Source organism: Paenibacillus sp. Mc5Re-14, from assembly GCF_001049835.1.
In the GTDB taxonomy this organism is placed as follows: Bacteria; Bacillota; Bacilli; order Paenibacillales; family Paenibacillaceae; genus Paenibacillus; species Paenibacillus polymyxa_C.
The window spans coordinates 1,340,969-1,365,877 of record NZ_CVPD01000001.1; the positions used below are offsets into that span (position 1 = coordinate 1,340,969).

At 43.3% G+C, this 24,909-nt stretch carries 21 protein-coding genes and 3 pseudogenes; 8 read left to right on the forward strand and 16 right to left on the reverse strand.

Features of this window, described 5'->3' with window-relative positions; translation table 11 throughout:
• Positions 1-41: 41 nt before the first annotated feature.
• Positions 42-4,067, reverse strand: a complete 4,026-nt coding sequence (locus BN1546_RS06235; RefSeq protein WP_090736562.1) for a DUF5695 domain-containing protein — start codon at positions 4,065-4,067, stop codon at positions 42-44.
• A gap of 276 nt (positions 4,068-4,343) precedes the next feature.
• On the opposite strand from BN1546_RS06235, the gene BN1546_RS06240 reads away from it, so the two are divergent.
• On the forward strand, positions 4,344-5,660 hold the full coding sequence (locus BN1546_RS06240; RefSeq protein ID WP_090736565.1) for an erythromycin esterase family protein: 1,317 nt from the start codon (positions 4,344-4,346) through the stop codon (positions 5,658-5,660).
• A gap of 638 nt (positions 5,661-6,298) precedes the next feature.
• Here the strand turns inward: BN1546_RS06240 and BN1546_RS06245 are convergent.
• Complete coding sequence (locus BN1546_RS06245; protein WP_058829028.1) at positions 6,299-7,282, reverse strand: LacI family DNA-binding transcriptional regulator; 984 nt, start codon at positions 7,280-7,282, stop codon at positions 6,299-6,301.
• An 85-nt stretch (positions 7,283-7,367) separates the two neighbouring features.
• On the opposite strand from BN1546_RS06245, the gene BN1546_RS06250 reads away from it, so the two are divergent.
• Positions 7,368-8,195, forward strand: coding sequence for an HAD-IIB family hydrolase (locus tag BN1546_RS06250; RefSeq protein WP_090736568.1), 828 nt, complete (start codon positions 7,368-7,370; stop codon positions 8,193-8,195).
• A gap of 6 nt (positions 8,196-8,201) precedes the next feature.
• Here BN1546_RS06250 and BN1546_RS28465 read toward each other — a convergent pair.
• The 3 genes and pseudogenes from BN1546_RS28465 to BN1546_RS06260 form a co-directional block, all read right to left on the reverse strand.
• Positions 8,202-8,294, reverse strand: a pseudogene (locus tag BN1546_RS28465) (HTH domain-containing protein); the annotation flags it as partial.
• A gap of 299 nt (positions 8,295-8,593) precedes the next feature.
• Positions 8,594-8,707, reverse strand: a pseudogene (locus BN1546_RS27745) (export-like chaperone csaa); the annotation flags it as partial.
• A 118-nt stretch (positions 8,708-8,825) separates the two neighbouring features.
• Positions 8,826-9,170: a winged helix-turn-helix transcriptional regulator gene (locus tag BN1546_RS06260; RefSeq protein ID WP_013369650.1), complete on the reverse strand. Its 345-nt coding sequence runs from the start codon at positions 9,168-9,170 to the stop codon at positions 8,826-8,828.
• Between the two features lie 198 nt (positions 9,171-9,368).
• Here BN1546_RS06260 and BN1546_RS06265 point away from each other — a divergent pair, with 198 nt between their 5' ends.
• Entirely contained in the window at positions 9,369-10,097 is a 729-nt protein-coding gene (locus tag BN1546_RS06265; RefSeq protein ID WP_090736570.1) for an SDR family oxidoreductase, read from the forward strand.
• Positions 10,098-10,497: 400 nt separating this feature from the next.
• Here the strand turns inward: BN1546_RS06265 and BN1546_RS27245 are convergent, their stop codons facing one another.
• The 4 genes from BN1546_RS27245 to BN1546_RS06280 form a co-directional block, all read right to left on the reverse strand.
• On the reverse strand, positions 10,498-10,647 hold the full coding sequence (locus tag BN1546_RS27245; RefSeq protein ID WP_158309127.1) for a hypothetical protein: 150 nt from the start codon (positions 10,645-10,647) through the stop codon (positions 10,498-10,500).
• Positions 10,648-10,928: 281 nt separating this feature from the next.
• Complete coding sequence (locus BN1546_RS06270) at positions 10,929-11,549, reverse strand: hypothetical protein (RefSeq protein ID WP_090736573.1); 621 nt, start codon at positions 11,547-11,549, stop codon at positions 10,929-10,931.
• A 146-nt stretch (positions 11,550-11,695) separates the two neighbouring features.
• On the reverse strand, positions 11,696-12,151 hold the full coding sequence (locus BN1546_RS06275) for a DinB family protein (protein WP_090736575.1): 456 nt from the start codon (positions 12,149-12,151) through the stop codon (positions 11,696-11,698).
• A 389-nt stretch (positions 12,152-12,540) separates the two neighbouring features.
• Positions 12,541-13,428: an AraC family transcriptional regulator gene (locus BN1546_RS06280; RefSeq protein ID WP_090736578.1), complete on the reverse strand. Its 888-nt coding sequence runs from the start codon at positions 13,426-13,428 to the stop codon at positions 12,541-12,543.
• Positions 13,429-13,537: 109 nt separating this feature from the next.
• Between BN1546_RS06280 and BN1546_RS06285 the strand changes: the two genes are divergently transcribed.
• Complete coding sequence (locus BN1546_RS06285; RefSeq protein WP_090736581.1) at positions 13,538-14,440, forward strand: DMT family transporter; 903 nt, start codon at positions 13,538-13,540, stop codon at positions 14,438-14,440.
• Between the two features lie 145 nt (positions 14,441-14,585).
• On the opposite strand, the gene BN1546_RS06290 is transcribed toward BN1546_RS06285, so the two are convergent.
• Both BN1546_RS06290 and BN1546_RS06295 read right to left on the reverse strand, forming a co-directional pair.
• Entirely contained in the window at positions 14,586-15,584 is a 999-nt protein-coding gene (locus tag BN1546_RS06290) for an NAD(P)-dependent alcohol dehydrogenase (protein ID WP_176702362.1), read from the reverse strand.
• A 133-nt stretch (positions 15,585-15,717) separates the two neighbouring features.
• The gene (locus BN1546_RS06295; protein ID WP_090739134.1) at positions 15,718-16,887 is read right to left on the reverse strand and encodes an MFS transporter; all 1,170 of its coding nucleotides are present in this window, start codon (positions 16,885-16,887) and stop codon (positions 15,718-15,720) included.
• Between the two features lie 200 nt (positions 16,888-17,087).
• Here BN1546_RS06295 and BN1546_RS06300 point away from each other — a divergent pair, with 200 nt between their 5' ends.
• On the forward strand, positions 17,088-17,636 hold the full coding sequence (locus tag BN1546_RS06300; protein WP_013369642.1) for a TetR/AcrR family transcriptional regulator: 549 nt from the start codon (positions 17,088-17,090) through the stop codon (positions 17,634-17,636).
• Positions 17,637-17,749: 113 nt separating this feature from the next.
• Here BN1546_RS06300 and csaA read toward each other — a convergent pair whose 3' ends face one another.
• A complete protein-coding gene (gene csaA, locus BN1546_RS06305) occupies positions 17,750-18,082 on the reverse strand; it encodes a chaperone CsaA (protein WP_040102014.1) in 333 nt (110 codons plus the stop codon).
• A gap of 59 nt (positions 18,083-18,141) precedes the next feature.
• The gene (locus BN1546_RS06310; protein WP_040102015.1) at positions 18,142-19,044 is read right to left on the reverse strand and encodes a DMT family transporter; all 903 of its coding nucleotides are present in this window, start codon (positions 19,042-19,044) and stop codon (positions 18,142-18,144) included.
• 158 nt (positions 19,045-19,202) lie between these two features.
• Between BN1546_RS06310 and BN1546_RS06315 the strand changes: the two genes are divergently transcribed.
• Positions 19,203-20,090, forward strand: coding sequence for an AraC family transcriptional regulator (locus tag BN1546_RS06315; protein WP_090736583.1), 888 nt, complete (start codon positions 19,203-19,205; stop codon positions 20,088-20,090).
• A gap of 305 nt (positions 20,091-20,395) precedes the next feature.
• Here BN1546_RS06315 and BN1546_RS06320 read toward each other — a convergent pair.
• The 3 genes and pseudogenes from BN1546_RS06320 to BN1546_RS06330 all read right to left on the reverse strand — a co-directional run bounded on the left by BN1546_RS06320 (position 20,396) and on the right by BN1546_RS06330 (position 22,630).
• Positions 20,396-21,147: pseudogene (locus tag BN1546_RS06320) on the reverse strand (amino acid ABC transporter ATP-binding protein).
• Positions 21,148-21,162: 15 nt separating this feature from the next.
• On the reverse strand, positions 21,163-21,822 hold the full coding sequence (locus tag BN1546_RS06325) for an amino acid ABC transporter permease (protein WP_090736586.1): 660 nt from the start codon (positions 21,820-21,822) through the stop codon (positions 21,163-21,165).
• Between the two features lie 40 nt (positions 21,823-21,862).
• Positions 21,863-22,630, reverse strand: coding sequence for an amino acid ABC transporter substrate-binding protein (locus tag BN1546_RS06330; RefSeq protein ID WP_090736588.1), 768 nt, complete (start codon positions 22,628-22,630; stop codon positions 21,863-21,865).
• 318 nt (positions 22,631-22,948) lie between these two features.
• Between BN1546_RS06330 and BN1546_RS06335 the strand changes: the two genes are divergently transcribed.
• Together BN1546_RS06335 and BN1546_RS06340 are read left to right on the forward strand one after the other, a co-directional pair.
• Positions 22,949-23,875, forward strand: a complete 927-nt coding sequence (locus BN1546_RS06335; protein WP_013369634.1) for an ABC transporter permease — start codon at positions 22,949-22,951, stop codon at positions 23,873-23,875.
• Between the two features lies 1 nt (position 23,876).
• Positions 23,877-24,827, forward strand: coding sequence for an ABC transporter permease (locus BN1546_RS06340; RefSeq protein ID WP_090736591.1), 951 nt, complete (start codon positions 23,877-23,879; stop codon positions 24,825-24,827).
• Positions 24,828-24,909 lie beyond the last annotated feature (82 nt).

Consider the following 24,909-nt stretch of genomic DNA (forward strand, 5'->3'; position numbering starts at 1 on the left):
ATGGGAAAGATTAGCCATGACTATGCGTTGTTGCCTCTCATTCAGGATACTCCCACTGATTTAGCTGGGCTGATAAGCCGAGACGGTAAGACAGATGTTGCCGGGGATGTCGTAGTTGGCGGGGTTACTGAAGTCTCCGGGCTAATCGGAGTTACCGGTGAAGTCACTGCCCCTGCCTCAATCACAGTTACCTTGGCCATTGCCTTTAACTCTGTCCCTTCCACTTTGCCCTTCAATTCAAACGAACCTGGAGCAGCATATTGTGCAGGGTCTATATCCTCCCATTCCACAGCCACCCATTTGGTGGAGCCTTCTCCATACGTAGCTTCCACTACGCTTGGCAGTCCAGGTTTTTCACCGACATGAGTTGTTACATTCACCTCTTTTAACGCAGTGATGTTCTCAGTTGCCGTCAGACTCTGTGCTGTACCGGAGGCCAGACCTGCCACCTCGTTTGCATTCAAAGCACGGCTATAGATCCGGAATTCATCCACCAGACCATTGAAATACGGATCAGGGTACTGGGACTTACCGATAAAATTATTTTTCGTCTGTCCCAGACTGGTTGGATTCAAGGTCAGGTTGGTATTGCGTCCCACTTCTTTCCCATCCACGTACAAAATACCTGTGGAGCCCGAAAGCGTGACCGCAACATGCTTCCATACGCCTGTCGGCAATACAGGGGCATCAATCGTCTGTTCCTGTCCTTGCCCGTTACCCTGATTCGTAATTGCAAATAGCATCCGGTTCCCGGCTTTAGGGGTCAGGAACATATATTCATTGGTCCCGGAGCCGAAGTCAAAAATCCGCACATAATCGCTCAGGCTGTTCGCCTTGACCCAGCCGGATACGGTCAATTGCTGTGCCCGGCTGACAATCCCCGCCGGAAGCTGCACATAGCTGTCCTTGCCGTTCAGGCTCACAGCGTTGCCTCTTTTCCCCGCAGCCCATGCCGCAGTTCCCTTAACGGTAGCATCATTGCCGCTTTCCGATGAATCCGCAGCAACAGCACCGCTGGCTTCGTCGAACTTGTAAACGGCAAGCTGTTCAGGTAACGGTGCCGCCGGTTCAGCTATCACAGTTACTTTAGCATCTCCTGATAACTGGGAGTCGCTGGCTGTCAGCTTGAATATATACGTTCCTGGCTCGGAAACGTCCACCTTCGAGCGTAGTGATGTTTTGCTGCTGAATGTGACCTTCGCATTCTGTGGTCCTTCAACCAGACTCCACTCGCTGGTCACCTTTCCTTGCGGAAGCCCATCATCTGTAGCCGCACCCTTCAAGATAATCTGATCCGGCAGCTTCACCTTGGAATCTTTGCCTGCATCAACGACAGGTGCTTTGTTGGGATCAGGTGTGGTTGGTGTCAGCTCTACCGTATAGGAGGATGCTGTACCCATTTCCAGCTTAAGCTTATTGGTTGGTGCATACGCATTAAACTTGCCTTGTGATTGACCACCCACTTTAACCAGGTACGTTCCTTTCTTTAAGCCATCAAATGTAACGTACGTAGAATGAGCTTGGCCCGGCGTTTGATTTTTCAATTGGAGCCATACATAATCCTTGGATGTTGCCAGCTTGGCTTCTGTATACTGGTCCTTTTCCAGCTCGATATACAGCTTTTCCGTAATCAGGTTGACTCGTTTGAACAAACCGTCCAGCGGCTTGATCGTATACACGTTACCGCTTTTACTCACCTCTGCACCGTAGCCCGTCAATCCAAAAATTGGATCAATCGCGATATCCGCGCTTAAGGTTTTAAGTGCACCAAACAATCCGAGGTCAGCCTCACCGCTCATGCCGCGCCAGCCGTTAAAGAGCGGAACATTTTTACCGCCGCCGGTGCCGTTTGTACCGTTATTGCCTTTTTCTGCTTGATACGTCCATGCAACCGCCCCGATGTTCTCAGGGTCCGAGCTGATTTGTCCGGAATTAATCGCTCCGACATTGGCAATTTTGGCAGCATAGGACAGCCGTTGTTGCTCCTCGCGATGATTGTCCTCATGATGACGAATCCAGTCATCCATCGCATATCCCGCAAGTGAAGTCGTGTACTGGAAGTTAAACCAGTTCTCCCCGGTAATCGTCACCGGATCGGTATAGTAGTACCATACAGGCATATGGCCGCGTGATGCACGAGTTTTGGCATTGATTTTACCCATCATTTCCAGGGCTTTACTTTGCTCACCCTCTGTATCTATATTCTGCTTGGCTAACGTATATACAGCCTCTTCGCCTGTATTGTCGTAGCTATATTCAGAACCATAAGGATACTTTGTATTTTTAAAATTGTTATATTTGCGGTCCATTTTTTCCTTGAGATCGTTCGCTTCATCATCGTAGCCTTCATCATGAAGGGCCTGAATAATATCCGGCGTGGTCAGCTCGCCCATCAAACCTGTTTCCCAGTTGTACGCAACCGGTCCTTCATACAATGCTTTGAAAATGTTATAAGCCCGCAGCAAATAGGTTTCCTTCGGATGCTTGTAAGTGACTAGGTCCGGGTATTCCTTGGCAATCTTATACATGCTGAAATACGTATTATATACATGCGGGTATGCATATCCCCGATAGGTCGGTGTATCATTGGGCTCCGGCATCAGGAAATCATGAATTAAATAATCCTCATGATGTCCATTCATCAGATTCGTCCAAATCGCCGTCTCCAAATAATCGTCTACAGCCCGCACCTCTTTGGCGACTGGAGAGAGCGTGTTTTTTTCAGCCAGGAACTGTCCGTGGGTCAGACCCCAATCGTCCCCCCAGCCCCAATAGCCATTGAAAATGTTGCGTTTGGATTTGGTATGCATCATCCAATCGTCAAATACCTTATCACGCAGATCACCTGGCACGTTCCACTGGGTTTTGTCTATCATAAAAGTAGCGTGCCGTTGCAGCGCCTGATCAATCGGCTCAATGGCATAGAATTGTAAAACCGTTTTGTTGCCATTGCCGTATTCTACCGTTATGAAGTTCGGACCCAGCTTAGTAAATTTCAGTTCATAAATCTGATGTCCTCCAGCCTTGCTATCCGTCTGCGGAATAACCGTTCCGTCTGGATAGGTCACCTTGTTGATCGTTTGCTTGGTACGCAGATCCACCTTCGCCTTTTGATTCGTAGGCACAATCATGCCTGGTACAACTGTAGTATCCACCAAGTTTTCTTGATACAACGTATCTTTTACATCATGCTCGTCCTTTACCGCCAGGAACTTGAAGCCATAGTTTTTGCTTTGTCCTGGATTCAGGATCAGGCTTGTATTGGGCAAATACCCACGGTTGGTAGACTTGATGACATTGGAATGAATATAAAATACATTCAATCCCTCCAACCACTTGCCTTCGTTGGCCGGGTTCCAGGCCCACTTGCTACCCGGATGCTCTTCATCCCGCCAATGGTCCTGATACTCAAACCCAGCGCCTGTTGTGGAATCAGGGATCAATAGCAGGGAAGAACCAATGCCGCTGGGACGCCCAGCTGTAATATAGGAGCTGTTATTGCCGACAAAGGAATGCGTCACGACTCTCGTTTCGTAAATTGCATCACCATAAGTCCACTGCTCATTAAAAGGTAGGGGCAATCCAAAATCACCAATCTCCAATTTTTTGCCGCTGGTATTCTGTACCTGTATATTCCACAGTACCGAACCATTCGACTCCGCCGAATAGGTTTCAATGACTTTAAAATTGCGTATGCCTTCTGCATTACTTGAGTTCTCATACGTGACAGTAACGCGGTTGCCGCTGGTCGTGATCTTACGTGCGTCTGCCGACTTATTCGTCCATGCCTTCGTCCAGCTACCTCCATCCAGTCGATACGTGAACATCAGCTCCCCTAGCCACTGATGATCTGCCGTGTTCTGCTCAGGTGTCACCGTTGCGTTCATGACATATTCGGTCGGAAAAGCATCTCCCTTGATACGGATAGATGAAATCTCGCCATGCTCGCCTGTCTGAATCGTCAGCTTGTCATTGGATAGTTCATGGGCCTCTGCCGTATGCGTCCCAAACAACACGGACGCTGTGGTTAAAAACAAAAATGCCGCCAATATTCCCTTAAATTTCATCAACACGGCCTCCTTTTCGATCTCGGGGTCCTGATTTGCTTGTCAATCAGCTGAAGTCTCTTCATTTCGCCGCAACCCCCTTGGAAATGTAAGCGCTACAACTCTATTGTACAAAGCCTTGTCCATTGGTAAAATCAACATTTTCAACCGATTTATATAGGATTTCAACCTAATCGTGGGATGAATCATTCATACCAACAGACACCATGTTTTGGATTAATGAATGGACAAATCGGAAATAATTCACTCATACCGTCTGTAGGAGGGAACAACTTCATGAATTCGAATGATAATCCACCAGAGCAAAACGCTTATTTGAAAGAGCTGAATGCATTATTTATCCCATTAGATGGAATGGAGAATCTGGACCGCATGGTTAAGGCCATCGGAGATGCAGATATTGTGCTGCTCGGTGAGGCGAGCCATGGGACTTCTGATTTCTACCGAGTTCGGGCCGAGCTTTCGAAGAAGCTAATTACAAGCAAGGGTTTTAACATTATCGGTGTGGAAGGAGACTGGCCCTCTGCTTATCGGGTGAACCGGTATGTTAAAGGGATGGAGGGGGCCGATTCCTCGGCAGCCGATGCACTGGGTGATTTTACCCGCTGGCCGACATGGATGTGGGCAAATACGGACATTCGTGATTTCGCGGAGTGGCTCAAGGAGTACAATGAGGCGAATCACGGCGACGGCAGTGCCCGTGCGAAGGTTGGATTTTATGGCATTGATATGTACTCGTTATGGGAATCGATGGAAGCGATTATCGGTTATTTGGAGGAGACCAATTCTCCCCAACTGAAACAGGCCCGCAGGACATACGCCTGTTTCGATCCATATAGCAGGGACCATCAGTCTTATGGCATTGCGGCAGGACTGCTCTCGGAGAGCTGTGAGAAAGAAGTGGTTGAGCTGCTACAGCAGATGCAGAGCCGGCGCATGGCGTATCCGGGAAGTGAGGAAGAGCTGAATGCAGAGGTGAACATGCTCGTCACCTCCAGCTCGGAGGCCTACTATCGTACGATGGTCCGGGGCGGCCCACAGTCCTGGAATATACGGGACAAACATATGGTTGAATCCCTCAAGCGAATCATGTCCTATTACGGTGCCTCGGCAAAAGCCATCGTCTGGGAGCATAATACGCATATCGGTGATGCGCGGGCAACGGATATGATGGCGGATGGCATGGTTAATGTGGGTCAGCTGCTGCGGGAGGATCCAGAACATCGGGTGTTTGCCATTGGCTTCGGGACCTATCAGGGCGAGGTACTGGCTGGAAGAGCTTGGGGGTCTCCGGTTGAGAAGATGACCGTCCCGCCCGGACAGCCGGGAAGCTGGGAGTATTACATGCACCAGGCGGGAGGCGGCCGAAATGGCATGATAATGCTCTCCGATGCTTCTTCCATGCTGCATACGACCATTGGCCACCGTGCCATCGGTGTGGTGTACGAGCCTGCTCATGAGCGGTTCGGCAATTACGTGCCTTCCAGCATGGCAGATCGTTATAATGCGTTTGTTCATCTCGATCGGACCACCGCCCTTCAGCCACTGCCTATCCTTCAGCCGGTTGCAACGGATGCTTTATTTTCAGAATAACAGCTCGCAAGAAACGTCTGTGGGATGCTGGATGGCTGGGTAGCGTTTACCGTCAGGCTTCGGATAATAACTATGAGACTGGCTCCAATACAAAAAGTGGCAGGCACGGACTTTATTTTTATTAGTCTGGGCCTGCTGCTTTTTTATTGAACTAAACGGTCCGTTAGTTTTTATGCATCTATCAAAAAAGGGATGTCTCCATCACGGAAATCTGGAGAACACCCCCTATCTCCTGGCTTTCCGTCTGGTGCATATGGCAGCCGGACGGATGTGCCTGATTCCTTGCTCATTCCACAATTTCCGGTCCTGTCGGCCTTGGAAGTGATCGCTACAACGCAATACATTTATGTCGTAGGCCTCTATTGATATTGGCATCTGCATCGAATACCGCATAGATTTGGCTAGGAACATGAAGGACGGTAAATTCATCTGGGACCTGCTTTCCATTCTTTCTCCTACAGTGTAAAAGAACCACTGAATATCTTCTTGTTTAGAAATGCTTCCATTTTGTCTAGAAATTCAAGTACCACAACGAAGAGATCTAGTAACGCTTCAATTCTTCTTCAGACATGTATCTTTCCTGACCGATAGAAGGATTTCACTATTCTTCTTTTTCTTTGTCTTTCACTTCACTTTTTTTAAGTAGAATTACGTATAATCAACGAAGTCTTGTAGATTTTCGTTATAGGAGCAGATCGCATCCCCTTCAATCGCCAGGTAAGACATTCCGTAACATCCTTTACCATATCAGGAATACAATTGGTTAATGTGGTCAGTTCCGGATTAGTCATTAATCCTACAGGATGGTTATCAAATCCGATGACGGACATTTCTTGAGGCACGGATATCCCCCTTTGCTTTGCTGCTTTCAATAAACCAGTAGCTACAAAGTCACTACCTGTTATCATTCCATCCGGCAATTGGTCAGAAGTAAATAATTGTTCTCCCAAGGCATATCCATCTTCCATAGTCATCAGACCCGTATAACATTGTGATTTTGTACAGGCAAGACCGAATTGTTGGTGAGCCATTTGAAACCCATTCCATCTTTTCTCTTGCAATTGTGTCAGGTGATCCATACAGAAAAACAGATGACGGCGCCCCTTGGACAGCAAATATGCTGTCGCTTGAAAGACCGCATCTTCTTCATCCAATCGAAAGACATCAAGAAACTCTCCATCCATCGCTTCGTTGCATATGATTCCAATGTAAGAACCTATATATTCTTTAATTTCTCTCTCCGAGAAATGGGAATGAGCAATAACCACGGCATCCATTTCTCGACGTGCCAATCGGGCATACACTTCACGTTCATACTCCCGGGATAATTCGGTCTGATAGATGACAAGTTGATACCCCATTGAGCCTAAAGATCGACTTAATGTACTGACAAGCTGACTGAAATAAGGATGTTCCACATCCGGGACAAGCACACCGATATGATTACTGGCCTGTAGACGCAACTGAACCCCCTGCGTATTGCGGACATATCCCAGCTCCGTAATGGCTTTCTGTACTTTTTGTCTGCTTTCAATAGATACATGAGGATGGTCATTTAACACACGTGATACCGTCGACTTGGAGAGACCGCTTACACGTGAAATATCAATTATGGTGGGCAAAATTAACACCTCATCTAAAGTATTGACCTGGGAACGTTCCCTGCAACTATGATATCGTTAACAAACTATAGGAGGAGCTACACTCATGAAAGTCATATATACCCCCGCTGTAACCGAATATCTGATATTGTTTGATTTTGACGAAACGTATTACCCGCATGAATGTTTGCCTGAACAACTCAAAATGGTGTACGAACTGGAACAATACCTCCAGCAGCTTGCCAGAAATCATCAGGTAAAGATAGCTTGGGTCACCGGAAGTAGTGTTCAGCAAATACAAGCAAAAATGAATATAGCCGGTATGACGCAGCTCCCCCATTTTATAGCGAGCAATCTAGGCACAGAGTTGTGGGAAGTCGAGCCTGACGGGCAACTGGTCACTGTTCCTTCATGGGCAAAGATCATAAGGGCCTCTGGATTCTCTCGAAGAGATGTAGAAGATTTAATTAGAGAATTAAAATCAACATTCAACATCGTTCTTCACGAACAGACTCAATTAGGTCAATCCGGATACAAAATGAACTACTATTATTATCCGGTATCAGCAGTCAAAACCCAATATGATATAAGTATCATCAGGCACCTGGCTGCAAATCATGGGATCGGAATTAATATCAATATTTGCAATCCCAAGGCGGGTGATCCGGAGCACGCATATGATGTCGATTTTATCCCCGAAGGAACTGGAAAGAAAGCGGCTGTGCAATTCCTGATGGATTATAGTCAGGTACCCCTGTCCAAAACATTGGCTTTCGGTGACAGTGGAAATGACATCGAGATGCTTCAGATGGTTGCCCATGGCTATCTTCTCCAGAATGCAACAGCAGAGGCAAAGTCATTCCACAACAACGTTGCCCCTTATGCTTACGCCGAGGGAATTTTGCATGTATGCAGAAATTTCTTTAGGGAGTAATTCATATTATGGCGTTTGCCCAGCTATATTTAGCCGATCTAAGTCTCGGTAAATCGTGCGAACCGGCACTTCAAAGCGCATCGCTAGATCTTGCGCACGAACTTGATTTGTTCGTTTTTAATTTTCTACACAAAAGTCACTCCATCCTGCCCATTAGTTAAACAAAGGCAGCCAATCACTTTGATCGGCTGCCTTCTTGTTTGTATTGAACTATCGTTCTTCGTTAGCTTAATGACCTCAAATATGAAAATTTCTAAAGAGTCCATATAAGAACAAACAATTCCAATTACTGTATAATTGAGAACAAGAAAGGGTGGTAATAACAAATCATACAGGGTTATTTAAGAAATTAAAACCCACCGTAAGGCTGTCGCCTTGCACGGTGGGTTTTGCCTTTATTATCTGATTTGCGTTCCGTTGGGTAGATCGAAATCCGGCTTCAACAGCACGACATCTCCCTGTTCAGGCAGTCCGCCCAGAACCAAAACTTCCGAATTGAATCCCACTATGCGGTACATTCATTGAAACAAATATAAAGCACCAGCTTCAAAAAGATTCTTCTTTGGTTTGTCATATCTATCGGCAGAGAGTAAGTATACGGCTATCCACTAAGACTTCCCGATCGCAGACTTAGGATAGAAACTCTTTTCCCCATACTCTTATAGAATCGATAATACTCAACAATTTATTTCCTTGTTCAGTGAGGGAGTATTCTACTTTGGGTGGCACAGTGTCATCTACTATCCTCTTCACAATTCCATCCGCCTCGAGTTCCCTGAGTTGTAGAGTCAACATCCGTTGTGAAATCCCTGGTATTAATCGTTTAAGTTCATTAAATCTGACCGATTTTTCGGATAAAATGTCGATAATGATTCCCTTCCATTTTCCTCCTATCATATGTAAAACCATTTCAACAGGACAGCCCTTTATAACCTCTTCACTGCAATCGCCATAATTTTTTAATCCATATCCCATATTGCCACTCCATTCATTAAGTTACAAAAATGTGCGTACTTACAAGTATCAATCATTTCCACTATATTAACTATATCAGAAATGAAAGGAGATATATCACGATTACAATGAGAGAATCTAAATAGCAGTCACAAATATAAGAATTAAATACATTTTCGTAGGTACAGATTTTAGAAAATAGATTAGGGAGGCAATTTTATGAATAAATCCAAGATCGTATTAATTACAGGTGGCAACAAAGGTATTGGTTTTGAGACAGCAAGACAATTAGGAAACATGGGGTATGAGATTTTAATAGGAGCAAGAAGCGAAGAAAAAGGACATGAGGCCGTAACGTTTTTAGAAACGGAGAACATTAAAGCTAAAACGGTGGTTCTTGATGTCACAAACCCCAGCTCCGTTCTCTCCGCAGTAGAATGGATTGAACAAGAATATGGATACCTTGATATCTTGATTAATAATGCAGGCGTGTTTTTTGAAGGCAACACACCTACAAGTGAACTGGAACTGTCCGTTCTCAAGAATACCTATGAGACAAACGTTTTCGGCGTATTTTCTGTCACTAAAACAATACTTCCATTGCTCAAAAAATCTTCTGCCGGAAGAATCGTAAATCTTTCCAGCGGATTAGGTTCCTTAACTTTGAATTCAGACCCAACGTCGGAATTTTATAATGTGAATTCGCTCGCCTACAATAGTTCCAAAACGGCTGTAAATGCTTTAACTGTTTTCTTTGCTAAAGAATTAAGAGATACTCCTATTAAAATCAACTCGGTTTGCCCTGGATTTACGGCTACCGATTTAAATGGTAATAGTGGCTATCGCACAGTCGAACAAGCAGCTTCCAGTGTAGTTAAGCTTGCCACAATCAATAATGATGGTCCAACTGGTAGCTTTTTTGATGAAAATGGAGTTGTGCCTTGGTAAAAACACAGGGAATAAGTTAGCTTTAACATCCAAAAATTCCGATATAAATATTTCTAATACATCATCTTATCCGTACCATTTTACCCGGGCAGTTTCTGAGTATTCCGTAAAGCTATTTGGAGAAAGGTATCCTTTTGTTTGATCATACCAGCGGTTGCGCATATACTGAAGACCTGTTACCCCGTCCCACTCTCCAGAGTAGCGGAATAGATTCTCTGTGTAGTCAACGGCTATAAGGACTTGTTTATGTCCACTATCGGCAATAGGGTCAAATTCTTGTACCTGACCAAGGACATGAACTTGACCCTTTAAAATGAAAAAACGCGCCTAGCGCGGGTTTCTATAGGGCTATGTTCTTTCTCCTCTGACCCGAGTGACGAGCAGTCGAAGTTGCCATACCTTAGGCGGAAGCCGTCATATCATGAATAGTTATTGGTTTCCCTGCAACGCCAATCCAATCTCCCAAAAGAGTTAATACTTGAACGTGTAGTTTGTTCACATCTTCTAAGCATGTAACAACATTAACATTGCCAAATCTAACTTCACTCATGTTTCTTCCCTCTCTTTTGTGGTATGTGTTAAATTATTCAGAAATGCATAATTTGACAAGGCTAAGTATTAATAGAGCTCTACAACTTTGCAATCAGCTTCTACAATCCAGTATTGTAATTTTATATTGATTGCTAAGTTGAATATGTATTTAAACTAACCTGCCCGTTAGCTTAATGATTCGTCCTCAGTCTAGATTTTTTTTCTTCTGACCACCGATAAAATAAAAAAAGCCGCTTAAATAGCGACTTTCAACAGGAAATGTCTATGTACATACTATTTTCAATCTTCCCTTTTTACCGGATAGCCTATTTCCTGGCTGTCCTCTTCAAGATCAGCGAATTCTAATTCTTCATTTAGACCTTTAAGCATTTTCCCATCCAAAGGCTCTATATCGAATATTCGCTGTACGAGCGACCGGTCCAGTGAAATCTCGTAATACTCCGTTGCCCAAGCATAGTAATAATCCGCTTTGCCGTTTAAAACATGCAACAGTTTGTAGGCTTCGGCATCCAGTTCCTTACTTGCGGACCATGCCTGGCTGCCTTGCAACTTCCATGTGCAAAATGTGGTCACATCCATAATAAACGCTGGTTCCCTTAGAAATCCCTCAAATTCGTTAGGCACGCCTTGCAGCACATCATGTGGCCCATGCACCTGATTGAACCGCTGGTCAAACCCTTTGATGATCAGTCCGTTTAGCTGAAACAGCGCAAAATAGTGATCCCCTTCGCCGTCCCTCATCGATGCCATCTGTTCATTCTCATCCCAATGGGCGTTGTACGAATAATATCGGTATTCCCACTCCGGCATAAGGATAGCGTCCAGGATGGCTGCAGCTTGAAATATACGTCTGCTCTCCTCGATGTCGGGAAGTATGCCAATGAAGTTTGAATATGTCATGATCTATCTCTCCTCTACCCGGGCCTTCTTTCATAACATATCCATTATAAAATCATAGATACTGGAAGAAGTGACAACAAAAAAGCCACGGTATCCCGTAGTTTCCTGCTGAGTAAGCCTCAAACCAGTTGAGCTATCGTTCCCCGTTAGAGTCTCGTGAATGTGATGTAATCGACTTGGGCAGGCTCTGCCGATTCGATCCGAAGTGTCCGGTTGATCTGTCCCCGGTGATATTGCCCATGTAAGAGGACCTGCAACAGGATGTCCCGGGCGGACGTTCGGAACGGAACCCCACTCTGATTCTCATAGTCAATCATCTCATCCAGCTCGAATTCCTTGAGCCCTTCGATATAGACGCGATATTGCTCAGCGTTTTCTTGGAACATCGTCCGAATCGCTAACAGGTCTTCCGTTTCCTCCCACAACGAATATTGCGCGCTACCCTTGCCCTGCAATCGGTCCAGCCAGACTCGTTCCGCGACCGAAACGTGCCGAACCAGCTTCAGAAGGTCCTTGTTCTTCGTCTTACTCTCCTCGAGCGCGTCCAAGATGCGTCCGTCCGCCCAGTATAGGTGGTCCATCATGCACTTGATTGTCTTCAATTCGGTCTCCCCCTCTTCTTTTCATCGATTACTTGAACCTAGTGTATCTCGTTAGTTTAGCGACTTCAAACTTTTAAATACTTATCACACGCCATACAGATTTGCCAATGAAGTTACAGACTTACCTGTAACGTTTAGGATAAGGTTGTTTGTGAGATTTGTAAAAAAAGTCGGCACCAAGTGGAACAAGAACGAAGTGGTCTGAATGGTGTTGTACAAGCGATAGCGATGGGAATTGGCGTCCCAGCGAACAAATAAAGTCAGCCGATCCTGAGTCTCAAAAAGTGAATCAAAAAATCAGTGAGTATATGGAGGTGCTGAAGAATAAGCGAGTCAACTTCCCTACACTCCGCAGCAGCGTTCATCCATGGGTATCAAATCCCTAATTATCAATCATCCATTTTTGATCTTTTGTAGGCTAGTGGTGTCATATTCATCGCTTTTCTGAATCTTTCTATAAAATAGCTCGTACTGTTAAATCCGACCTTATAGGCAACTTCTGTAACGTTGGATTCTGCTTGTTGCAGTAAGACTAAACTTTTTTGAATCCGATAATCCATTACATAATTCAACGGAGTTACCTTTAAAATTCGTTTGAAATATCGGCAGCACTCCGAACGGCTCAATTGACCCGCTTTTGCAATATCATCTAATGTGACTTTTTCAGCATAATGCAAATAGATCCAATTTAACATTTGCTTGATCCGTTGACTCTTTACCATTTCCATCTGGTCGTATTCTAATTGAAAGCCATTAATGACTAAGTTTTTCCAAATCAGTGTTAAATGCATGGTAATATCCATCTCAAAGTATGGTGATTTTTGTTGAATATATTGATTCATTTTCAAAATGGCATCTAAAATGTTTTTACCCCAAAGCTCGTCAGAATCTATGTATACATAAGGTAAATTAGTCGCTTGAATATAAGGAGCTACGTAGGGTGTGTAAAGCTCTTGTGATAAAACGAAATGAGGAGAAACATTTAGGCAGATGTAGACGCAACCCGATTCATTCTTATCTTCCGCCATATGTAGGCAGCCACTATTTATAAACAACCCATCACCTTGTCGTACGATTCGTTTATCCTCATTTATTTGAAAGATCGCTTGTCCTTTTTCAACCAGAACAAATTGAATTTCATCATGCCAATGAAGGGGTACATATCCATGTATATTTTGGTTAATTGTTGTTTCATAACATGCCACCGGTAATACGACCGTCCGATGCTCAGTTAGTTCTTTTAGGTTTTGGTCAATCATAAAATTTTTTATTTGCAAATCACCACAACCTCAATATATTTATATTTTATCATCAAATTCAAGTATAATTTAAAATATTTTTCACCTATTATAACACTATTATTATATTTCAAGGTGGAGAATATTCATGGATAAATCAACTAGAAGAACAGGATTATTTCTTGTTATCATAGGAGCTATATTTTGGGGGATCAGTGGGACTGTTGCAAAAAAACTTTTTCTACAAATCGATGTAAATTGGCTTGTAACAACACGCTTGCTCATAGCTGGTGTTTTACTCTTGGCCCTTCAATTTATAATAAAAGACCGTACACAAATATGGGGTGTATGGAAAAATAGAAAGATCGCTTTCCAACTCATTGTCTACGGTTTGGTTGGTATGCTAGCGGTTCAATATACGTATATGGCATCCATTCAAAGTGGTAATGCCGCTGTTGCGACATTATTACAGTATTTAGCACCTGTAATGATTATCATCTATTTAGTTCTGCGAAAGCACCTGGTCTTCACACGAAAGGATCTATCAGCTATTTTCCTGGCTTTAGTGGGTTGTTTTTTCTTGTTAACAAACGGCTCTATTTCTCAACTATCCGTTCCGAAGATCGCAATCGTGTGGGGCCTTTTATCAGCAATAGCCCTGGCTTTTTATACCTTATACGCAATTCCTCTTTTGAAGCAATACGATTCCCTGGTTATTGTGGGTTGGGCGATGGTCATCGGCGGTTTTGGACTAAGCTTGATTCATCCACCCTGGCAGATCGATTTTAAAAGCTTGACCCTAGAAACCTATTTATATCTAGCATTCGTTATTATATTCGGCACAATGATAGCATTTTGGTTCTATATAGAAAGTTTACAAAGCCTTTCACCTAAAGAAACAAGCTTTCTAAGTAGTTTGGAACCACTAGCTGCTGTTTTAACAACTGTATTTTGGTTAAAAGAACCCTTTGGTTTTTTCCAATGGATTGGTGTATTATGTATCATTGGACTGATACTATTATTGGCATTTAATAAAAAGTCTTCTTCATAAACCCTGCCTTCATGTCTACGTTATGCACCGGTCCCTCAGGCTGAATCAAAGCTACTAACCTCAATCTTGAATATGGTTTCTCCCATTAAGTAAAAGAGGCACATCAGTGTAGATGTGCCTCTCTCATTTTGCCTAGAATCATTCGTTATTCATTCTCCATCGTGCTGATGTCGATCACAAATCGATACCGTATGTCTGAAGCTAGTACTCGCTCCCAGGCTTCATCAATCTGGTTAGCCGAAATAACCTCGATCTCTGGAGTGATAGAGTGTTCAGCGCAAAAGTTAAGCATTTCCTGCGTTTCGCGGATACCACCAATCATCGATCCAGCAAACGACCGACGATGACCGATAAGAGATAAGACTTGAACAGGCAATGGCTCCGCTGGCGCACCAACATTGACCAATGTACCGTCCAGTGCCAGCAATGAAAGGTAGGCGTTAATGTCGATTTTCGCGCTGACCGTATTCACAATCAGGTCGAACGAACCGGCCAGTTTCTTAAACGTTTCCGGATCGTTCGTGGCATAATAATGATCCGCACCAAGCCGCAAACCGTCTTCTTTCTTATTCAATGTTTGTGATAAAACCGTAACCTCTGCCCCCATGGCATGAGCAAGCTTTACAGCCATGTGTCCAAGCCCGCCAAGTCCAACAACAGCTATCTTTTTGCCAGGAGCGGCTCCCCAATGGCGCAGCGGCGAATACGTTGTGATGCCGGCACACAGCAAAGGAGCAGCGACATCAAGCTCTATACCATCAGGAATGCTAACTACGAAGTCTTCAGTTACGACGATGTGAGAGGAGTAACCACCTTGCGTATATTGCCCGTATCTGTCGTAGGCTCCATAGGTGCCCGTATTACCATTTAGACAATACTGCTCTTCTCCCTGATGACAGTTAACGCACTCTCCGCAGGAGTCAACCATACAGCCTACCCCCACTCGGTCGCCAATGGCAAACTTTCTGACCTCCGAACCAACCTGGGTGACAATTCCGGCAATCTCGTGCCCTGGAACGAGCGGATAGTTCACCGGTCCCCACTCGCCGCGAGCTGTATGAATATCAGAGTGGCAAATACCAGCGTACTTAATCTCAATGAGAACATCATGGGGCTGGAGATCCCTGCGTTCTATCGTGGTCAGTTTGAATGGACCTTATGGACTGAATGTAGCGCGTGCATTAGTAGTTATCATTATCGTATAACCTCCTGCAATTCATGAATTATTGGTTATTTTAATCGTGTTACTTAGCCTATTTAAACATGGAGACAATTCCTTATCTTGAAAGTGATCGAGTGAGAGTAAACATGTAGTTTCTTAGTAAAATGGCTACAAAACCTAAAACCAATGATAGTAGTCCCACAAATATGACGTATTGTGTACCCATTTCTGCTATAAAGAATCCACCGACTGTGGCACCAAATGTTACTCCCAAGTTAGCAGATGTTAAAAATAATCCATTAGCGAAATCAGGCGCTTCAGGAGTTGAAGACGTCATCAAATATTGATTCATATTCCCCCCGAAACCGGCTAACATTCCCCAAATTAAAGTTATGATCGCCATGGGTACGCTAAGCTGTCCTGTGAAGAACATAATGATGTAAACAGCTCCCAGTACAAAAGGGAAAGATACGACAGATTTGATCGCACTATTAATAAGTAGCTTTCCTGCGACTACATTTCCAATAATGTTGGCTCCACCGTATATAAACAACATTAAGCTAATTGTATTCGAAAACATATTCGTAACAGTTTTCAAATATTCAGCAAAATAACTGTAAACACCGAATATTGCTGAGTTCATTAAAATAACAGTCACAATGGAAAGCCAAGTAGCTGGTTTTTTTAATACAGATAATTGTGCTCCGTAAGAAAGTCTTTCCTCAACAGGCATCGATGGTACAAATAGTAATGTAGCGATAAATACCATAATGTTTACGGCAGCAAAGAATACCATCGACATCTGTAGAGAAACAGCACCTGCAATCAAACTTGCGATTGGTACACCGATTACCATACCGGCAGATACTCCAATAAAAACTTTCGAAACAGCTTTTGGAGCTTCTTCCTGACTAACCGAGGCCGCAGCTACAGTAAATGCCAATGAACAATATACAGGATGAAAAAGTGCAGGTACTACACGAGCAACAAGTGCAATCGTAAAATTAGTCGTAAAAATTGAGACGACATTCCCTAAAACGAAAACACCAAGCACAAGTAACATGACCTTTTTCCGATTTATACCCGAAAACAATAAAGGTAAGATGGGCCCAGACACTGCAACCGCAAGTGCAAAAGAACTTACCAACCATCCTGCTGTTGATGCACTCACATGAAAGTGTTCGGCAATGGAGGGCAATAAGCCGATCACCCCCATTTCGGTATTTAAAATGCCGAAGACTCCTATGGTTAATATAAATACAAGTAAATTTTTCTGATTAACCAAAATCAAGGTTCCTCTCTTCACTTTTGAAATTACCTATACAACACGAAGTTGATAAGCAAAGCACATTGTTTAATCAACTCATGTCTATTATTATATGATTAAGAAGCGTAAAAACAATGGTTAAAAATCCGCGATATGTTGATATATCAACACATGAATCAAAAGTGTTAATTATCGCAGAAGGCTAGGTGACATTTTCGATGACCAAAGTGGATCGGAGAATTCTTAAAACTCAAGAATCCTTGAAAAAAGCTGTTATTGAACTGATGACTGAAAAAAACTTTGATGAGATTACCATTCAGGATATTGCAGACCGGGCAAATGTAAACCGCGGAACCATTTATCTTCATTATCAGGACAAATATGATTTATTGGATAAACTCATAGAGACACACCTTAACGAATTAGGGGAGATGGATAAGTGGGCATGTGAGTTGGATTGGACCGATGCTCTTGTACCTTACTTTGAATATTTTAAGGAAAATTATTTATTTTTTTCGACCATGTTAGCAAGTAAAGGGACACCATCATCTTTTAGAACTCGGCTTTTTGCCTCTTTTATTGAAGGATTTAAAGGTGAGATCGACAGAGAAAGCAGCAGGAATACTGAATTAAGTGAAGATGTTATGTTGCAATATGCTGGAAACGCCTATGTAGGGATAATTGAGTGGTGGATTCGGAATGGGATGCCATATCCGCCGCAAGTTATGGCCAAACAAGTCGGGGTTTTGTTAGAGAGAAGTCTATAGTTTATAACAAGAGCGTACTGCATAACTTTGCCAGTACGCTCTTGAACTTTAATCATATTTTTCCATTCAGCTGCAATTCAACCTAGCTTAATGGATTAAACAGGATCGATTTATCACCCAATAGGTGTTCCATCAGGCAGTTTAATATCTGGTTTCAATAGAACCACGTCCCCCTTTTCGGGGATTCCTCCAAGGACTAATACTTCTGAATCAAAGCCTGCTATCCGTCGAGGAGGAAAGTTGACTACAGCTATGATTTGTTCCCCTATAATCTCTTCAGCCACATATCTTTTTGTAATTTGTGCACTCGATGTTTTTATTCCAATATCTTGTCCAAAATCGATTTCAAGTTTAATAGCAGGAACTTTCGCTTCTGCAAAAAACTCAGCTTTAATTATAGTTCCAACCCGAATATCGAGTTTCAAAAAATCATCAATCGTTGCCATGTAAACATTCTCCTCATCGATTGTATTCTTAAAAATTTCGCGATAATCAGTAAACAATTTTAATATTTTGCAACTGTATACTTTAAGGATTTTGCCCAAAAATACATCCCCATACCGAATAAAGTCATGATTCCACCTATGAATTGAAATGCAGACATGATTTCTCCTAAAAATAAGTAGGCGAGAAGTATGGCGAGAACCGGTTCTCCAATAATACCCACTGACACAGTAGTTGCCCCCATTGACTTCAACAGCAGATTAAAAATATATTGACCAAAAATAGTTGGAATTACTGCAAGTAATAAAAAATACGTCCAATCCGACGAGTCATATTCGGTCAAGGAATAATGATTCACCAAATTGTAGACTAGCAGGACACTGCCGCCAAGAAAAAAAACAATCACACTATAAAAATTTGCATTTATTTTGTGACTTACCTTCTGTCCTGCCAGCATATAAGCTGAAATCAAGATTGTTCCTAATAAAGACAACCCATCTCCGATTAGTGCCTCTTTCGAAGTCCCAATGTCTCCCCAAGCTATAATGATTGAACCGATAAGAGCAGCGATCAAACAAAAAATAGTGAATAGGCTTACTCGTTCTCTAAACACAAAGTAGGAACCAATCATTACAAATAAAGGCTGTAAGGATAAGATGACCATGGAGCTCGCAACTGAGGTATACACCAAAGATTCCATCCAGAATAAAAAATGTAACCCGAGAAAAAGACCAGCCATGAAAACGGTACCCCAATCTTTTTTGGTCATTTTTATGAAACGGGGCATTTTCCAGGGTACGAAAGGAAGCATTAGTATGACTGACATATACAATCTATACATTCCAGCCACGGAGGTTGGAGTGTCTGAGGATTTTATCATGATGGAAGAGATGGAAACCGACAAAATACTGATGAACAGCAAAAAGTATGGATGCAAGGGAAGAGACGTTTTATTTATTTTCATAATGATCCTCTCAGATGTTTTTGAGCAATTCTCTGTGCACAGAAAATTTGAATAATAAACTGAACTGTGTATAATAATATCACCGCTTTTATTTATTTTGTGTAATTATATCTTTTATTTATATAGGAATATCGTCATAAGAAAGGACTTTCATTTTAATGGAAAAACAATTGCACGAGACCATTCTCTATCCCGATGTTTCATTTCCATACATCATGTACACCCATACGATCCACGAAAGTATTCCTAAAGGTAGAGGATTTAACGATTTACATTGGCATGAAGAACTACAGATCACTTTGGTTACTAAAGGAAAACTAGTTATACAAGTGAACGGAATTGATCATGAATTAGATACAGGTCAGGCTATTTTAATTAATAAAGGTGTCCTTCACGTTACTACACAACTTTCACACAACGGTCAATATGTCAGCTTTAATTTCCCGGAGAAGCTGCTGGCCTTTTATGCAGATAGCGCGATGGAAAAAAATTATGTACTGCCTTATACAAACTCTTCTTTAGTGTCACTAGTAATTAAGGGAGATGTTGAATGGCAAATTCAAATACTGCAAATGCTTTGGGAAATGAAACAGAAGTTTGATATGAAAAAAAAGTGGGGTTGGGAATATGAGGTATCCATCAAAACGGCACAATTATGGTTAATCTTAATATCTAATATTTCTCTTTCTTCTGAGGAAGCACCTAAATACGTGAAAATACAACAGGAAAGACTTCAATTAATGCTTAGCTTTATCCATCAAAACTACGCAAACAACATAACACTACAAGAAATTGCCGCTATAGCACATTTAAGTGTTTCAGAATGCACTCGTAGTTTTAAGCGAACCATTCACATGACACCTTATGATTACTTGATTAAATACCGCATCAAGAAAAGCAGCGAGTTATTAACCTCAACACAATATACCATAACTGAAATAGCCCACAAAGTGGGCTTCAATCATGTAAATCACTTCATTCAGTCTTTTAAAAAACATTATAAAAAAACACCCAAAGAATTCCGCAAATTTAGAAATGATTCATGAATTAAGGAACGAAGTAGCCAGTATTTTGAACTGCAAAAAAGGAGATAGCGCTCGCCATCTCCCTTGCTCTTCCTACTTACACTTCCTACTTACACTTCCTGCTTAAAAACATAGTACCTACACAGGTGGTCGGTGAGCGGAGCGGGCAGAATTGTTCTGAAGAAGCGGAGCGTTCGCCTTTGCAACGGGATTTTAACCTTACCAGGTGTCATATAAATGAAAAAATCCCGTTGCAACAGCGATCGGAAGAATAATCTGCACGCGTAGCGCCTCCCCGACATACTCCCAAACAAACAACTATGTTTTTAATCCCCCACCCGATTCAAAAACACCTTCGTCCGCTCCAACTGCGGATTGCCAAAAATCTGCTCCGGTGTACCGGATTCCGCAATTTCTCCATTGTCCATAAAAATGACGCGATCTGCCACATCTCTTGCGAAATTCATTTCGTGGGTCACGATGACCATCGTCATATACTCCTCAGCCAGCTTTTTGATCACTCGCAGTACCTCGCCTGTCAGCTCGGGGTCAAGGGCCGAGGTTGGCTCGTCAAACAGTAAAATATCAGGATTCATCATCATTGCCCGGGCAATCGCCACCCGCTGCTTCTGCCCCCCGACAATCGGGCCGGATACGCATCCGCTTTATCCGCCAAGCCGACTTTAGCCAGCAACTCGGCGCTCTGGCGTCGCAACTCAGCCTTGCTCACCTTTTTCACCAGCTTTGGAGCCAGTTCCAGATTATCCTGCACCGTCAAATGAGGGAAGAGATTAAAATGTTGAAACACCATGCCCATTCCGGTAGTAATGCTCTTAATGTCGCCTGCCGGAGCATAGTGACCGTTTTCCACTAGGGCTTTATCATGGATGCGAATCGTCCCGCCTGTCACATCCTCCAGATGCACCAAGCTGCGAAGCATGGTACTTTTCCCTGAACCTGAAGGACCGATGACAGCTACAACCTCGCCCGACTTCACGTTAAAGCTCACTCTTTTCAGAACGTCGAGCTGGCCGAATGATTTTTTCAAATCGGTTACTTCTATTGCGTTAGTGTTCATATCCCGACATTCCTTTTACTCGAATTTAAAACGTTTTTCCAGTGCTCTAAAGAATATTGTAAGCACCAAAGCCATCAATAAATATATAACTGCCGCTACAACATAAGGCACAATCGAGAAATCACGGTTTACAGCCGTATTGGCAAAATGCAAAAGTTCCGGTACTGCTACCGCATACAGCAAAGCCGTATCTTTCACCAGGGTCGTCGCCTCATTGGTTACCGCAGGCAAAACAATCCGTACCATTTGCGGCACAATAACTCTAATCAACGTCTGCGACTTGCTTAAGCCCAGCACTTGCGAAGCCTCGTATTGCCCTTTATCAATCGACAACATCCCGCCTCTAAAAATCTCTGCAAAATAAGCCGCATAATTCAGTACAAATGCCAGTACCGCAGCCGTTGTCCGGTCCAGTACCAGATATTCCCCAATGACAGGCAACATCGGCAGACCAAAACAAAAGAATAATAATTGCAGCAAAAGCGGCGTGCCTCTTATAACATAAATGTACGTGTGCATCAGCCAGGCAATAGGCTTAAACCGACTTTTGGCCAGCAGCGTAACGATAAACCCGAGCGGAATAGACAAGATGAGCGTAATGAAAAATAAAATAATCGTCATCTGTGCCCCTTCAAGCATAGGCTTCATAATTCGTAAAATATATTCCATACTCATAACCTTCGACTCCTAAACCCTTAGTTCATTACATTACGTATTAATTTAATACTTTATCTTCACCGAACCATTTTTTTGAAATCTCAGCCGCTTTTCCGTTCTTGTGCAGCTCATCCAAAGCAGATTGCAGTTGCGTCAACAGCTCTTCATTCCCCTTTTTCACGCCGATGCCATATTCCTCAGGAGCCAGTGATTCATCAAGCAGCTTATACGTCCCTTGTTCCTTGGACATATAATACTTGGCAACAACTTCATCAATGACAACTGCATCCAGGCGACCAGTTTTCAGATCTGTCAAAGCAAGAACGTTATCCGGGTACTCCGACACTGACTTCAATTTACTTTTGATCGGATTCGCATCTAGTGCGTCGGCTGCTGAGGACAACGTTTGGAGGCCCACCGTTTTGCCCACCAGATCAGCCAGCTTGGAAAGACTGGAGGTAGCTGGAACGACAATGACCTGACTATTTTTCAGATATGGTTTTGTGAACAGCACCTTTTCCTTACGCTCATCTGTAATGGTGTATCCATTCCAAATGAGATCAATACGTCCACTGTTCAGCTCGGATTCTTTGGCAGACCAGTCGATCGGCTGGAATTCCACTTGCTTGCCCATTTGTTCCCCGGCCGCCTTCGCATAATCAATATCAAAACCGGTCAGCTCATTATTTTCATCTCTAAAGCCCATCGGCGCGAATTTATCATCAATTCCAATAATCAACTTGCTGTTATCTTTACCGCCGGAACATCCGGCCAACACGATCATAATCAAACCAATCATCATCGTAAACATGGCTGCTTTTCTCATCTTATTCCCCTCCAACAATGGTGACCCCCATATTCAAGAACAGGTGGCAAACGCTTTAGTTCGTTAACACGTTATCAGAGTATCATCATAACATACCGCAGGATACTCGTCGAGAGGAATCAGCGGATTCTTAGCCTTATAAAAATGGAAAACTTGTGACGAAAATTTGACCTGTGTTCTATAATGTAAAACCTTACCTTGACATGTTACCTTATCCGTTTTATCATTTCCTAGTATTCTTATATACTTTTATTTATTTTAAAAATTCAACAACAATAGAATGAAAATCAGCTTGATAGACAGGAGAAATATAGTCCCATGTACATTTTAAAACGTCTTTTCACGATGCTCATTACGTTATGGATTATCGTCACTTTAACGTTTATTATCATGCACATCATTCCGGGTGATCCGTTCTCGAACGATTCCAAGACCATTCCAGAAGCAGTATTGCAAAACATGCGTGCCAGGTACAATCTGGACAAGCCGCTCGCTGTGCAGTATGTATTGTATCTCAAAAATTTGCTCGTGCTGGATATGGGGCCGTCTATTCAATCAAAAACAACCGACGTAAATATGCTTATCGCCAGAGGCTTCCCACCTTCTGCACTGCTGGGTATTCAATCCATCGTGGTTGCGATTATAGCCGGTATTTCACTCGGAACATTGGCTGCTTTACACCATAATCGACCACTGGATTATATTTCAATGTTTATCGCCATTGTGGGTATTTCCGTCCCCAGCTTCATATTAGCGCCATTGTTAATCAAGTATGTTGCCGTCAAATGGCATCTGCTTCCGGTCGCCTCATGGGGAACCTGGCAGCACACGGTGCTTCCATCGCTAGCTCTCGCTGTTTCACCTCTTGCTGTTATCGCCCGTTTTATGCGGACAAGTATGCTGGAAGTCATGCATGAGGAATACATACGCACCGCCAAAGCGAAAGGGTTGTCCTCTTGGGCAATAGTCATTCGTCACGGACTACGCAATGCATTAATTCCGGTGCTGTCCTTTATCGGACCGCTATTCGCTTCTGTGATTACAGGTACCTTTGTCGTCGAAAAAATATTCGCCATTCCCGGCATCGGTAAGTATTTCGTAGACAGTATCTTTAACCGGGATTATCCAGTCATTATGGGTACGACCATTTTCTACAGTGCCATTCTGGTCGTTACCTTATTTTTAATTGATATATCCTATCGCCTTGTCGATCCGCGAATCAAATTAGTCAGCAAAGGAGATTAACATGAAAGCAGCACCTACTGTCGAAAAGGACAGTCTGTTTAGTCTTGTAGACCGCAGCCAGATACCCACCCCCACGTTGACCAGACCCCAAGAGTCACCATGGCGGGATTGGCTTCGCAGACTTTTTAACAACAAGCTTGCTCTGTTGGGGTTTTCTCTACTTATCATTATTATTGTGCTAGCGATTGTCGGACCTTCCATGGTTCCTTATGCACCCAGTGATCAATCCCTTTTGAAAACGAACCTCTCTCCTTCGAAAGAGCATTGGTTTGGCACGGATGATCTGGGGAGGGACGTATGGGCACGGACATGGGCCGGAGCTAGAATTTCACTTATGATTGGTTTTGCTGCTGCTGCCATTGATTTGTTGCTTGGCATTCTCGTCGGCTGTGTAGCTGGTTATTGTGCGGGACATAGTAAAACGGGCGACCGAATCGACAATGTCCTGATGCGTATTATTGAAATTTTGTACAGCATTCCTTATCTGCTGGTCATCATTCTGTTGCTCGTCATTATGAAGCCCGGCCTGCTCACGATGATTATTGCTCTATCTATTACCGGATGGGTCGGCATGGCTCGGGTGGTACGTGGGCAAATCCTACAGCTCAAGCAGCAGGAATATGTGCTGGCCGCCCGCAGCTTGGGAACATCTCATTCACGCATTATTTTCAGGCATCTACTGCCGAATGCAGCGGCCATCATAATCGTGAACCTGACGTTCACTATCCCGTCGGCTATCTTTGCCGAATCGTTCCTGAGTTTTCTCGGTCTGGGGATTCAGTCACCTTCAGCAAGCTGGGGAACAATGGCCAACGACTCGCTCGGCGTTATTTTAAGCGGTCAATGGTGGCGCTTATTCTTCCCCGGTCTGATGATATCGCTCACCATGCTGGCGTTCAACACACTTGGAGACGGGCTTCAGGATGCACTTGACCCGCGTTCACAGCATTAACAACACAGATATCCAAATTGGACAAGGAGGGGTGTCACCATGATCCGCAGCTTCTCGCCTAACCGCAGAAAAAACGGCAGTT